Here is a 15,109-nt window from a genome sequence, read left to right as displayed (position 1 = left end):
GTTACGCAGGTCCACCGCCGTCAGCGAGTCGAAGCCCAGCTCCCGGAACGCCCGGTCCGCCGGCACCGCCTCCGCGCCACCGTGCCCCAACACCTGCGCGACCAGGCCCCGCACCAGCACGTCGATCTGGGCGCGCGCCTCGTCGGGCGCCAGGCCCGCGAGCTGGTTGGCCCAGTCGCCGCCCCGCGCGGCCCGTCGCCGGGCCGCCGTCGACCCGATCAGGGTACGCAGCACGGCCGGCACCGGGCCGGCGCCGAGCGCTGCGCGCATCGCCGGTACGTCGATCACGGCCGGCACCAACGCCGGCCGCTCCGCCACCAAGGCGGCGTCGAACAGCTCCAGCCCGACCTCGGCGCTCATCGGCGTCAGGCCAGCCCGCGCCGACCGCGCCCGATCCGCCTCGTCGATCGACGCCGCCATGCCGGCGGTGTCCCACATGCCCCACGCGAGACTGACCGCCGGCAGACCCGCCTGCCGCCGGTAGACCGCCAACCCGTCCAGGAACGCGTTACCCGCCGCGTACGCCGACTGACCCGGCGAACCGAGCACACCCGCCACCGACGAGAACACCACGAACAGATCCAGATCCAGACCCGCCGTCGCCTCGTGCAGCAACCAACCCGCCGACACCTTCGGCGCCAGCACCCCCGCCAGCCGCTCCGCCGTCAGCCCCTCCACGACACCGTCGTCCAGGACACCGGCCGTGTGCACCACACCCGCCAGCCGACCCTCGGCACCGATCTCCGCCACCAGACCGAACACCTGGTCCCGGTCCGTCACGTCACACGCGACGACCCGCACCGACGCACCCAGCGCCGACAGCCGCTCCGACAACTCGCCCGCACCGGCGGCCTCCGGGCCGCGCCGCGACACCAGCACCAGCGACCGCACGCCGTGCACCGACACCAGGTGCTCCGCCACCAGCGCACCCAACGCACCCGTACCACCGGTCACCAGCACCGCACCGTCACCCACGACCGGCGCCTGCGCCGACGCCGGGGCGACCGCGCGCACCAGACGCGGCACGAACACCCCACCCGAGCGCACCGCGACCTGACCACCGAACGCCACCGGCTCGTCGGCCACTGCCGCCAGGACAGCCAACGTCCCGGCATCCACGTCGCCATCGACGTCCGCCACGACGATGCGACCCGGGTGCTCCGACTGCGCCGAGCGCAGCAGACCCCACACCGCCGCACCGCCCAGGTCCGACACCCGGTCGTCCGCCGCAACCGCCACCGCGCCCCGGGTCACCACCACCAGCCGCGACTCCGCCAGCACGTCCGCCGCCAGCCAGGACCGGACGGTCGCCAGCACCTGCGACGTCGCCGCGCGTACCGCGTCGGGGACGGCGCTCTCCGGCGCGTCGAGCGGCAGCAGCAGCGCCTTCGGTGCGACCGTCCGGTTGGCGTCGACCGCCGCGACGAGCGCCGCGACGTCGCCGTACGCCGGCAGGTCGGCGGTTGCCGGCGAGCCGACCAGCGCCCACCCGGAGAGGTCCCCGGCGGCGGCGATCTCCTCGGCCTGCCAGGTGAGTTCGAACATCGAGCGGGCCGCCGCGCCCGCAGCGGTCACGCCGGTCAGCTCGCGCAGGGCGAGGGAGTCGACCGACACCACGGCCGCGCCCGACTCGTCGCACGCGACCAGCCGCACCGCCGAGCCCGCGCGCGACAGCCGCACCCGCAGCACCCGCGCACCCGAGGCGTGCACCTGCACACCCTCGAACGCGAACGGCACCCGCGCCCCGCCCGAACCCTCCGAGCCGGGCAGCAGCCCGATCGGGTGCAGGGCGGCGTCCAGCAGGGCCGGGTGCACGCCGAAGCGCGCCGCCTCCGTCGCCGCCTCGTCCGGCAGCACCACCTCGGCGTACACGTCGTCGCCGGCGGTCCACACCCGGCGCAGCCCCTGGAACACCGGCCCGTACGTCAGGCCGTGCTCCGCAAGCGTCGGGTACCAGCCCGCGACGTCCAGCTCGGACGCGCCGGTCGGGGGCCACTCCCCCAGGCTCGGCTCGTCGGCCGTCGCCGGCTCCAGCACGCCCTCCGCGTGGTGGACCCAGTCGGCCTCCGGGTCGCCCTCAACCTGCGAGTGCACCGCCACGACCCGGGTGCCGGCGTCGTCGGCCGCGCCGACGCGCACCTGCACCCGCACCGCGCCGGCCTCCGGCAGCACCAGCGGCGCGGCCACGGTCAGCTCCCGCACCCGCGACGCGCCCACCTCGTCGCCGGCCCGGACGGCCAACTCCACCAGGGCGGTGCCGGGCACGATGACCGCGCCGGAGACGACGTGGTCGGCGAGCCACGCGTGGGTGGCGAGGGACAGCCGGCCGGTCAGCACCACCATGTCCGCGCCGGCGACGGTGACCGCCGCGCCGAGCAGCGGGTGCCCGGCCACGCCGAGGCCCGCGCCGGACACGTCGGCGGTACGCGCCTGGCCCGCGCCGAGCCAGTACCGCTGGTGCTGGAAGGCGTACGTCGGCAGGTCGACCCGGGCGGCGCCGGCGTCGGTGAACCACTGCGTCCAGGTCACCGGGACGCCGTGGACGTGCAGGTCGGCGAGGGCGTGCAGCAGTGCCTGCGGGGCGGGACGGTCCCGGCGCTGGACGGCCACCGCGAGCGCGTCCTCGGCGAGCAGGTCGGCGTTCATCGCGGTCAGGACGCTCTGCGGGCCGATCTCCAGGAAGGTGTCGCCGGTGGCCCGCAGGGCGGCGATGCCGTCGGCGTAGCGGACGGCCTCCCGCACGTGCCGCACCCAGTACTCGGCGCGGGTGATCTCCTGCGGGTCGGCGAGCGCGCCGGTCAGGTTCGACACGACCGGCAGCAGCGGCGCCCGGAACGTCAGCCCCGCCAGGACGGCGCGGAACTCGTCGAGCATCGGCGCCATCAGCGGGCTGTGGAACGCGTGGCTGACGGTGAGCCGGCGGGTACGCACGCCCCGGTCCCGCCAGGCCTGCTCCACCTCGTCCAGGGCCTCGACGGCACCGGAGACGACCACGGCGGTGGGCCCGTTGACGGCCGCGATGCCGAGGCGGTCGGTCAGCCCGGCGATCGACTCCGCCACGGCGTCCTCGGCGGCGGCCACGGCCAGCATGCCGCCGCCCGTGGGCAGCGCCTGCATCAACCGGCCCCGCGCGGCCACGAGGGCGCACGCGTCGGCCAGGGACAGCACCCCGGCCACGTACGCGGCCGTCACCTCGCCGATCGAGTGGCCGGCCACCACGTCGGGAACGACCCCGAACGACTCCACGAGGCGGAACAGCGCCACCTCGACCGCGAACAACCCGGCCTGCGTGAAGACGGTCTGGTCCAGCAACTCCGCCTCGGGGGTGCCCGCCTCGGCGAACAGCACCTCCCGCAGCGGGCGCGGCAGCAGCGGGTCGAGCTGCGCGCACACCTCGTCCAGCGCGGCCGCGAACACCGGGAACGCCTCGGACAACTCCCGGCCCATTCCGGCGCGCTGCGCGCCCTGGCCGGAGAAGAGCACAGCCAGCTGCGTACGCGTCGTGCCCGTGCCGGCGACCACGGTGGCGGCCGACTCGCCGGCGGCGAGGGCGCGCAGCCCGGCCAGCAGCTCGTCCCGGTCCGTCGCGGTGACCACCGCGCGGTGCTCCAGCACGGCCCGGCTGACGGTCGACGACCAGCCGACGTCGACGGGGCGCAGGTCCTCGTCGCCGGCGATCCAGCGGGCCCAGCGCTCCGCCTGGGCCGCGACGGCGGCCTCGGACCGGGCCGACAGCAGCACCGGGGCCGGCAGCGACCCGGCGGCGGGCGTCGGCGCGCCCTCGCTTCGGGTCGGCTCCGCCTCGGCGGAGGGCTGCTCGATGATCACGTGCGCGTTGGTGCCGCTGACTCCGAACGACGAGACCGCCGCGCGGCGCGGCCGGCCCGCCACGGGCCAGTCGCGTGCCTCGGTGAGCAGGGAGACCGCCCCGGCGCTCCACTCGATGTGCGGGGACGGCTCGTCGACGTGCAGCGTGGACGGCAGCAGCCCGTGGCGCATCGCCATGATCATCTTGATGATGCCGGCCACCCCGGCGGCGGCCTGCGTGTGGCCGATGTTCGACTTGATCGAGCCCAGCCACAGCGGCCGGTCCTCCGGCCGGTCCTGCCCGTACGTGGCCAGCAGGGCCTGCGCCTCGATCGGGTCGCCGAGGGTGGTGCCGGTGCCGTGCGCCTCGACGGCGTCCACGTCGGCGGTGGTGAGCCGCGCGTTCGCGAGCGCCTGCCGGATGACCCGCTGCTGCGAGGGACCGTTCGGGGCGGTCAGCCCGTTCGACGCGCCGTCCTGGTTGATCGCCGATCCGCGTACCACCGCCAGGACCCGCCGGCCCTCGCGCCGGGCGTCGGAGAGGCGCTGCACCAGCAGCACGCCGACGCCCTCGGACCAGCCGGTGCCGTCGGCCGACGCGGCGAACGACTTGCAGCGGCCGTCGGCCGACAGACCACGCTGCCGGGAGAACTCGATGAACGTCCCGGGCGTCGCCATCACCGTCACGCCACCGGCCAGCGCCAGATCGCACTCGCCGGAGCGCAGCGCCTGCACCGCGAGGTGCAGCGCCACCAGCGACGAGGAGCACGCCGTGTCCACGGTGACCGCCGGCCCCTCCAGGCCGAACGTGTACGCCACCCGGCCGGACAGCACGCTGCCGGAGGTGCCGGTGCCGAGGTAACCGCCCACGCCCTCGGGCAGGTCCTGCACGCCGGAGGCGTAGTCGTGGTACATCAGGCCGGCGAACACGCCGGTCCGGCTGCCGCGCAACCGCTGCGGGTCGAGACCGGCCGACTCGAACGTCTCCCACGAGGTCTCCAGCAGCAGCCGCTGCTGCGGGTCCATCGCGATCGCCTCACGCGGCGAGATGCCGAAGAAGTCCGGGTCGAACTCGGCGGCTCCGTACAGGAAGCCACCGTGCCGGGTGTACGACGTGCCGGGGTTGTCCGGGTCGGGGTGGAAGAGCCGGTCGAGTTCCCAACCCCGGTCGGTGGGGAACTCGCCGATGCCGTCGGCCCCGGCGGCGACCAGGTCCCACAACTGCTGCGGGTTCGTCACGCCACCCGGGTAGCGGCAGGCCATGCCCACGATCGCGATCGGCTCGTCGACGGTGGTCGCCCGTACGGCCTGCTGCTGGTCGGCGACCTGGCCGGACAGCTGCTCGTACAGGTGCTCCGACAGGGCGCCGGGGGTCGGGTAGTCGAAGACGAGCGTCGACGTGAGCCGCAGCCCGGTCGCGCCGTTGATCCGGTTGCGCAGCTCGACGGCGGTCAGCGAGTCGAAGCCCAGTTCCCGGAACGCCCGGTCCGCCGGCACCGCCTCGGCGCCGCCGTGACCGAGGACCTGCGCGATCATCCCCCGGACCAGCAGGGCCACCTGCGTGCGCGCCTCCTGCGGGTCGAGCCCGGCCAGCCGGTCGACCCAGGCTCCGGAGCCGGAGCGGCGGCGCTTCGTGCCCGGTCCCACCAGGGCCCGCAGCATCACCGGCACCCGGCCGGCGGCGGTCTGCGCCCGCATGGCGGGCAGGTCGACCACCGCCGGCACCAGCGCCGCGCCGCCGTGGGCCAGGGCGGCGTCCCACAGCCCGAGCCCGACCGGGGCGGTCATCGGGACCAGACCGGCCCGGGTCACCCGCGCCCGGTCGGTGTCGTTGATCGACGCGGCCATGCCGTCCGTGTCCCACATGCCCCACGCGAGGCTGACCGCGGGCAGCCCGCGCTGCGCCCGCAGCACGGCGAGGGCGTCCAGGAAGGCGTTGCCGGCCGCGTAGGCGGCCTGGCCGGGAGAGCCGAGCACCCCGGCGACGGAGGAGAAGAGCACGAACAGGTCGAGGTCCAGCTCGGCGGTCGCCTCGTGCAGCCACCAGCCCGCAGTGACCTTTGGGGCCAGCACGTCCGCCAGCCGCTCGGCGGTGATCCCGCTGACGACGCCGTCGTCGAGGACGCCGGCGGTGTGCACCACCCCGGCCAGGCGGTCCTCGGCGGTGATCGCCCGGACCAGCTCGCCGACGCGCTCGCGGTCGGTCACGTCCGTGGCGACCACCCGGGCGGTCGCGCCCAGCGCGGCCAGCCGCTGCACCAGGTCGTCGGCGCCGGGGGCCGCCGGGCCCTGGCGGGACGCCAGCACCAGCGAGCGCACGCCGTACGCGGTGACGAGGTGTTCGGACACCAGGGCGCCGAGCGAGCCGGTGCCGCCGGTGACGAGGACGGTTCCCCGGCCGAGGGTCGCCGGGGTGCGCGCGTCGCCGGTGGCGCGGACCAGCCGCGGCAGGTACGCCGTGCCCGCCCGCACCGCGAGCTGCCCGCCGAGGGCGGGGTCGTCGGTGGCGGCGGCGAGCAGGGCCAGCAGGTCGGCGTCCAGGTCGACACCCGGTTCGAGGTCGGCCAGCACGATCCGGCCGGGGTGTTCCGACTGGGCCGAGCGCAGCAGGCCCCAGACCGCGGCGCCCGCCAGGTCGGTGACGCTGTCGCTCCTGCCGGTGGCCACCGCGCCACGGGTCACCACGACCAGCCGCGAGTCCGCCAGGGAATCGGCGGCCAGCCAGGCCTGCACCGCGCCGAGGACGTCCGCCGTGACCGACCGCGCCGCGTCGGGCAGGTCCGCCCCGGGCGCCGCCGGAGGAACGGGCAGCAGCAGCGCCGCGGGAGCGGGGGCCGTTCCGTCCGTCACCGCCGTGGCCACGGCCGCGACCTCGGCGTACGCCGGAAGCTGCGGCGCGCCGTCGAGCGGGCGGTCACCCAGCACGGCCCAGCCGTACGCGCTGTCGGGCGCGGTGATCTGCTCGGGCTGCCAGGACACCTCGAACAGGGATCGGTGCGCCTCGTCGGCCGGCGCCGCCATGCCGGTCAGCTCGCGCAGCGTCAGCGAGTCCACCGACACCACCGGCACACCGGTCTCGTCGACGGCGACCAGCCGCACGGAGTTGCCCGTGGCGGTGAGACGGACCCGGAGCGTCCGGGCTCCGACCGCGTGGACCTGCACGCCTTCGAACGCGAACGGCACCCGGGCCCCGCCGCCGGCTTCGTCGGCGGGCAGCAGCCCGACGGGGTGCAGGGCGGCGTCCAGCAGTGCCGGGTGCACCCCGAAGCCCGCCGGGTCCCCGAGCACCTCGTCGGGGAGGGCGACCTCGGCGAACACCTCGCCCTCGGCGGTCCACGCCCGGCGCAGGCCCCGGAAGACCGGCCCGTAGGAGAGCCCGTGCTCGGCCACCGCCGGGTACCACCCGGTGACGTCCACCTCGGACGCGCCGGGCGGCGGCCACGCGCCCACCGTGGGCTCGTCGGCCGTGGGGGCGTTGACGAGGCCGTCGGCGTGCCGGGTCCAGCCCGACTCGGGGTCGTCCTCGGGCTGGGAGTGCACGGTCACCGACCGGCTGCCGGTCCCGTCGACGGGACCGACCCGGACCTGCACCCGTACGCCGCCGCCGGTGGCGGGCAACACGAGCGGGGCGAGCACGGTCAGCTCGCGGACGCGGGAGGCACCGACCTCGTCGCCCGCCCGGACGACGAGGTCCACCAGGGCGGTGCCGGGCACGATCACGGCGCCGGAGATGACGTGGTCGGCGAGCCACGGGTGGGTCGACACCGACAGCCGGCCGGTCAGCACGACCATGTCCTCGCCGGCGACCGACACCGCCGCGCCGAGCAGCGGGTGCCGCGCCACGCCGAGGCCGGCCCCGGAGACGTCGGCCGACTGGCCGGCCGGCGGCAGCCAGTACCGCTCGCGGTGGAAGGCGTACGTGGGCAGGTCCACCCGGCGCGCGCCGGCGTCGGCGAACCACGACTGCCAGGTCACCGGCATCCCGTGCACGTGCAGCTCCGCCAGGGCGTGCAGCAGCGCCTGCGCCTCCGCCCGGTCCCGGCGCTGCACCGCCACAGCCAGCACAGCGTCGTCGCCGGGCAGCACGTCGCCGGCCATCGCGGTCAGCACACTCTGCGGCCCGACCTCCAGGAACGTGTCCACACCCGCCTCACGCAGGGCGGTGATCCCGTCGGCGAAGCGCACCGCCTCGCGCACGTGCCGCACCCAGTAGTCGGCCGTGCGGATCTCGTCGCCGGCCAGCGCACCGGTCACGTTCGACACGACCGGCAACAGCGGCGCGGCAAACGTCAACCCCTCCAGAACCGCCCGGAACTCGGCCAGCATCGGCGCCATCAACGGGCTGTGGAACGCATGGCTCACCGTCAGCCGGCGCGTACGCACGCCCCGATCCCGCCAGACCCGCTCCACCTCGTCCAGCGCGTCAACCGCACCCGACACCACCACGGCGGCCGGCCCGTTGACCGCGGCGATACCGACCCGGTCGGTCAGCCCAGCGAGAGACTCCGCCACCGCAGTCTCGTCGGCCGCCACCGCCAGCATCCCGCCGCCGGTGGGCAGCGCCTGCATCAACCGACCCCGCGCCGCCACCAACGCAGACGCGTCCGTCAGGGACAACACGCCCGCGACATGCGCGGCGGTCACCTCACCGATCGAGTGCCCGGCCAGCATGTCGGGCACGACCCCGAACGACTCCACGAGGCGGAACAGCGCCACCTCGACCGCGAACAACCCGGCCTGCGTGAACACCGTCTGATCCAGCAACCCCGCCTCAGCGGAACCCGCCGACGCGAACAACACCTCCCGCAACGGACGCGGCAACAACGGATCCAGGTGCGCACACACCTCGTCCAGCGCGGCGGCGAACACCGGGAACTCCGCCGACAACTCCCGACCCATGCCGGCGCGCTGCGCGCCCTGGCCGGAGAAGAGCAGGGCGAGCTGGCCGCGCTGACCGCCCGGGCCGGTGAGCACGCCGGCCGAGGGCTCGCCCGCCGCCACGGCGTCGAGGCCCGCCAGCAGCTCGTCGCGGGTCGCCCCGGACACGACCGCCCGGTGCTCCAGCACGGACCGCGACGCCACCGACGACCACGCCACATCGAGCGGGCGCGAGGCCCGGGTGCCGCGGAGCCACTGCGCCCAGCGGTCGGCCTGCGCCGACAGCCCGGCCGCGTCCCGGGCCGAGAGCAGCACCGGCAGCACGGACGGCGTCCGCGACGGCTCGCCCTCGACCTCCGGCTCGTCCCCGCCGGTCGGCGCGGGCGGCTGCTCCAGGATCAGGTGGACGTTCGTACCGCTGATGCCGAACGACGACACGGCGGCCCGGCGCGGCCGGTCCACCGCCGGCCAGGGACGCGACTCGGCCAGCAGGGACACCGCGCCGGCGGTCCAGTCCACGTGGGGGGTCGGCTCGTCGAGGTGCAGGGTCTGCGGGAGCAGGCCGTGCCGCATCGCCTGCACCATCTTGATCATGCCGGCGACACCGGCGGCGGCCTGGCTGTGGCCGATGTTCGACTTGATCGAGCCGAGCAGCAGCGGCCGGTCGGCGGGGCGGCCCTGGCCGTAGGTCGCCAGCAGGGCCTGCGCCTCGATGGGGTCACCCAGGGTCGTACCCGTGCCGTGCGCCTCGACGGCGTCGACGTCGGCCGTGGTCAGTCGGGCGTTCGCGAGGGCCTGCCGGATCACCCGCTGCTGGGCGGGCCCGTTGGGGGCGGTCAGGCCGTTGGACGCGCCGTCCTGGTTGACGGCGCTGCCGGCGATCACGGCGAGCACCTGGCGGCCCTGCCGCCGGGCGTCGGAGAGCCGCTGGACCAGCAGCACGCCGACGCCCTCCGACCAGCCGGTGCCGTCGGCATCGGCGGCGAAGGACTTGCAGCGCCCGTCCGGCGCGAGGCCGCCCTGGCGGGAGAACTCGACGAAGGCGCCCGGGGTCACCATGACGGTGACGCCGCCGGCCAGCGCCAGGTCGCACTCGCCGCCGCGCAGCGCCTGGGCGGCCAGGTGCACCGCCACCAGCGACGACGAGCAGGCGGTGTCGACCGTCACCGCCGGGCCCTCCAGCCCGAAGGTGTACGACACCCGGCCGGAGATGACGCTGTGCGCGCCGCCCGTGAGCTGGTATCCGGCCAGCTCCGCCGGGGTGTCGGTGGTGCCGTAGCCCGACGGGGAGGCGCCGACGAAGACGCCGGTACGGCTGCCGCGCAGCTCGTCCGGGTCGATGCCGGCCTGCTCGACGGCCTCCCAGGACGCCTCCAGCAGCAGGCGCTGCTGCGGGTCCATGGCGACCGCCTCGCGGGGCGAGATGCCGAAGAAGCCGGGGTCGAACGTGGTGGCGCCGTCGACGAAGCCGCCCTCGCGGGTGTGCGACACGGGTCGCCCGTCCGCGTCGACGGCCAGCAGCCGGCCCATGTCCCAGTTCCGGTCGTCGGGGAAGCCGCTGATGCCGTCGCGGCCGGTGGCGACCAGGTCCCACAGGTCGTCCGGGTTGGCCACGCCGCCCGGGTACCGGCAGCTCATGCCGACGATGACGATCGGGTCGTCGTCCACCGGCCCGGCGGGGCCCCAGGTGGTGACGGTGTCGACCTCGTGCAGGCGCAGCGTCGCCGACAGGTGGTCGGCGAGGGCGGCCGGGTTCGGGTAGTCGAAGACCAGGGTGGTGGGCAGGGTGAGCCCGGTGGCGGCGCCGAGCCGGTTGCGCAGCTCGACGGCGGTCAGCGAGTCGAAGCCCAGCTCCTTGAACGCCCGGTTCGCCTTGACCAGCTCGGTGCCGGAGTGGCCGAGCACGGCGGCGGTGTGCGTGCGTACGAGGTCGGTCAGGTGGCGGTCCTGCTCGGCGCGGGGCAGCGTCAGCAGGTGCTGCCGCAGCCCGCCGCCGGCGGTGTCCTCCGGTTCGGCGTCGACCACGCGCAGGGCGTCGCGTGCCTCGGCGATGTCGTCGAGCAGGGGGCGGGCGCGGGCGGCGGCGAACGCCGGGGTGAACAGGGACCAGTCGACGTCGGCCACGGTCACCGACGGCACGGCCCGGCCGACGGCGCTGCGCAGCGCGTACACGGCCTGGGCCGGCGACATGGGGCTGAGGCCGCGCCGGGCCAGCAGTTCCTGGCCCTCGCCGCTGGCCATGCCGCCCTCGGCCCAGGGACCCCAGGCCACGGCGGTGGCGGCCAGGCCACGGGCGCGGCGCCGCTCGGCGAGCGCGTCGAGGAAGGCGTTGCCGGCGGCGTACGCGGCCTGTCCGCCGCTGCCCCAGATGCCGGCGATGGAGGAGAAGAGCACGAACGCGTCGAGCGGCCGGTCGCCCAGCAGCTCGTCCAGGTGCACGGCACCGGCGATCTTGCCGTCCAGCACCCCGGCCAGCCCGGCGAGGTCGGTGTCGGTCAGCATGTTCAGCTGGCCCACCCCGGCGGCGTGCACCACCGCCGTCAGCGGCGCCGGGTCGGCGTCGACGTCGCGCAGCAGCGCCTCGACGCGGGCGCGGTCGGCCATGTCGGCGGCGACCAGGGTCACCCGGGCGCCGAGCCCGGTCAGCTCGTCGCGCAGCTCCGCCGCCCCGGGAGCGTGCTCGCCCCGGCGGCTGGTCAGCACGACGTGCGCCGCGCCGTTGGCCGCCGCCCAGCGGGCCACGTGGGCACCGAGCGCCCCGGTGCCGCCGGTGATCAGCACCGTGCCCGACGGCTGCCAGCGCTCGACCGTGCCCACGGCCGCCGGCGTGGCGCGCACCAGTCGGCGCACGAAGACGCCCGAGGGCCGTACGGCGACCTGGTCCTCGGGACCGCCCCCGGTCAGGACGCCCACCAGGTGGTCCCAGTCGCTCCGGTCGGGCCCGTCCGGCAGGTCGACCAGGCCGCCCCAGAGCTGCGGGTGTTCCAGCCCGGCGACCCGGGCCAGGCCCCACAGGCCGCCCTGGGCGACGCTGCGGACCGGGTCGGCGTCCCCGGTGCCGACCGCGCCCCGGGTCACCGTCCACAGCGGCGCGGCGACGTCGGCGGCGTGCAGGGCCTGCACCAGCGTCATCGTGGCGGCCGTGCCGAGCGGCACCGCCGGCTGGCCGGGGTGCGGCCGGTCCAGCAGGCCCAGCAGGGACACGATCCCGGTGAACGGGGTGTCCCCCACGGCCTCGGCCACCCGCGCCGTCACCTGGTCGCGCTCCGCCGTCGGGTCCACCGCCAGCCGGGACACCTCGCCGCCGGCGGCGGTCAGCGCCCCCGCCAGCGCCTCGGCCCATTCCGTCGTGGGGGCGTCGCCGGCCGGTTCGACAAGCAGCCAGCGGCCGGACGGGGTGACCGGCGCGGGGGCGGCGGTCCGCTTCCACACCACCCGGTACGACCAGCCGTCGACGACCGCGTCCCGCAGCCGGGCCTTGCGCCAGGACGACAGGACCGGCAGGGCCGGGGCGAGGACGTCCGCCCCGTCGTCGCCGAACTGCGCGGCGAGGGCCGCCACGTCGGAGCGTTCCACCGCCGACCAGAACTCGACGTCCACCACGTCGGGGCTGACCGGGCCGGTGACCGAGACCGGCATCTGCTCGGGCCAGTAGCGCTGCCGCTGGAACGCGTACGTGGGCAGGGCGACCGGGGTCGCGCCGGCGCCGGCGTAGAGGGCCGGCCAGTCGACGGACGCGCCGTTGACGTGCAGCTCGGAGAGGGCGGCGAGCAGGGCCCGCGCCTCGGGGCGGTCGGCGCGCAGGACGGGCACGGCGATGACCGGGGTGTCGTCGTCGGCGTCCGCCGGCTGCTGCCCGCTCAGCACGTCCCGGGTCATCGCGGTCAGTACGCTGCGCGGCCCGATCTCCAGGAACGCGTCCACGCCGGCGGCGCGCAGCGCGGTGACCCCGTCGGCGAAACGGACGGCCTGCCGCACGTGGCGCACCCAGTAGTCGGCGGTGCGGATCTCCTCGGCGTCGGCGAGCGCCCCGGTCACGTTCGACACGACCGGCAGCGCCGGCGCGGCGAACGTCAACCCGGCCAGGACGGTGCGGAACTCGGCGAGCATCGGCTCCATCAGCGGACTGTGGAACGCGTGGCTCACCGTCAGCCGACGCGTACGCACGCCCCGCTCCCGCCAGAGCCGCTCCACCACGTCCAGCGCGTCGACGGCACCGGAGACCACCACCGACGTCGGCCCGTTCACCGCCGCGATCCCCACGTCGGCCAGACCGTCCAACGTGGCGAGCACGTCGACCTCGGCCGCCGCCACGGCCAGCATCCCACCCCCGGTGGGCAGCGCCTGCATCAACCGGCCCCGCGCCGCCACCAGCGCCGCCGCGTCCGCCAGGGACAGCACCCCGGCCACGTGCGCGGCCGCGACCTCACCGATCGAATGCCCACCCACGAAGTCCGGCGTGATCCCGAACGACTCCACGAGCCGGAACAGCGCCACCTCGACGGCGAACAGCCCAGCCTGGGTGAACACGGTCTGGTCCAGCAGCTCCGCCTCCGCGGAACCCTCGGGAGCGAACAGCACCTCCTTCAGCGGGCGCGACAGCAGCGCGTCCAGGTACACGCACACCTCGTCCAGCGCGGTCGCGAACACCGGGAACTCGGCGTACAGCTCCCGACCCATGCCGGCGCGCTGCGCGCCCTGGCCGGAGAAGAGCACCGCGAGCGGGCCCCGGTCGGCGGCCTGAGCGGCGACCACCGCGCCGGACGGCTGGCCGGCGGCGAGGGCGCGCAGCCCGGCCAGCAGGTCCTCGCGGTCGGTGGCGGTGAGGACCGCGCGGTGCTCCAGCGCGGAGCGCGACACCACCGACGACCAGCCGACGTCCACCGGCCGGAGGGTCGCGTCGTCGTCCAGCCACCGGGCCCAGCGGCCCGCCTGCGCCCTCAGCGCGGCCTCCGACCGGGCGGAGAGCAGCACGGGCACCGCCGGCAGGGCGGGGGCCGGGCCGGCGTCGGCGGGGGCCGCGGCGTCGGCGGCGGGCGGCTCCTCCAGGATGGTGTGCGCGTTCGTGCCGGAGATGCCGAACGACGAGACGGCCGCCCGGCGGGGACGGTCGGTCACCGGCCACGGCGTCGCCTCGGTCACCAGCGACACCTCGCCGGCCGACCAGTCCACCTTGGGCGTCGGCTCGTCGACGTGCAGGGTGGACGGGACGAGCCCGTGCCGCATCGCCATCACCATCTTGATCACGCCGGCCACGCCCGCGGCGGACTGACTGTGACCGATGTTCGACTTGATCGAGCCGAGCAGCAGCGGCCGGTCGGCGGGCCGGTCCCGCCCGTACGTGGCCAGCAGCGCCTGCGCCTCGATCGGGTCGCCGAGCACGGTGCCGGTGCCGTGCGCCTCGACGGCGTCCACGTCGGCCGTGGTCAGCCGGGCGTTCGCGAGGGCCTGCCGGATGACCCGCTGCTGGGCCGGCCCGTTGGGGGCGGTGAGGCCGTTGGACGCGCCGTCCTGGTTGACGGCGCTGCCGGCGATCACGGCGAGGACGGGGTGCCCCTTGCGCTGGGCGTCCGACAGCCGCTCCACCAGCAGGATGCCGACGCCCTCGGACCAGCCGGTGCCGTCGGCGGCGGCGGCGAACGACTTGCACCGGCCGTCGGGGGCGAGCCCCCGCTGCCGGGAGAAGCCCACGAACGGGGCGGGGGTGGCCATCACGCAGACGCCGCCGGCCAGGGCCAGGTCGAAGTCGCCCTGCCGCAGCGCCTGGCAGGCCAGGTGCAGGGCCACCAGCGACGACGAGCAGGCGGTGTCGACCGTGACGGCGGGGCCCTCCAGGCCGAGGGCGTACGCGATCCGTCCCGAGACGATGCTGGTGGCCGTGCCGGTCAGCAGGTATCCCTCGTCGGTGCCCTCGACCTCGGTCTGCGGGCCCACGCCGTAGCCGTTGGCGGCGGTTCCGACGAAGACGCCGACCTTCTGCCCGCGCATGGACGCGGGTGCGATCCGGGCCTGCTCGAACGCCTCCCACGACGTCTCCAGCAGCAGCCGCTGCTGCGGGTCCATCGCCACGGCCTCGCGCGGCGAGATGCCGAAGAACTCGGCGTCGAAGTCGGCCGCGTCGTAGAGGAAGCCGCCCTCCCGGGTGGTGGAGTGGCCGGCCCGGTCGGCGTCCGGGTCGTACAGGTTGGCCAGGTCCCAGCCCCGGTCGGTCGGGAAACCGCCGATGGCGTCGCTGCCGGAGGCCACCAGGTCCCAGAGCTGCTCGGGGCTGGCGACGCCGCCCGGGTAGCGGCAGGACATCGCGACGATCGCGATGGGCTCCCGGGCGGCAGCGGTCAGCTGCTGGTTGAGCTGACGGAGGCGGCCCGTCTCCTTGAGCGAGGCGCGAAGCGCCTCGACGACCTTGTCTGCGGACGTAGACATC

At 76.0% G+C, this 15,109-nt stretch carries 1 protein-coding gene (cut by a window edge); it reads right to left on the bottom strand.

Annotated elements, in window-relative coordinates:
* A protein-coding gene (locus tag RM555_RS01830) for a type I polyketide synthase (protein ID WP_311410113.1) crosses the window boundary here: on the bottom strand, window positions 1-15,108 show its 5' portion. The gene continues 14,721 nt to the left of window position 1, outside the view; 15,108 of the gene's 29,829 nt are visible here — the first part of the coding sequence; the start codon lies at window positions 15,106-15,108; its stop codon lies beyond the left edge, outside the window.
* Window position 15,109 lies beyond the last annotated feature (1 nt).

The organism is Micromonospora reichwaldensis (genome assembly GCF_031845925.1).
In the GTDB taxonomy this organism is placed as follows: Bacteria; Actinomycetota; Actinomycetes; order Mycobacteriales; family Micromonosporaceae; genus Micromonospora; species Micromonospora reichwaldensis.
This window is presented reverse-complemented; position numbering and strand designations above follow the sequence as displayed.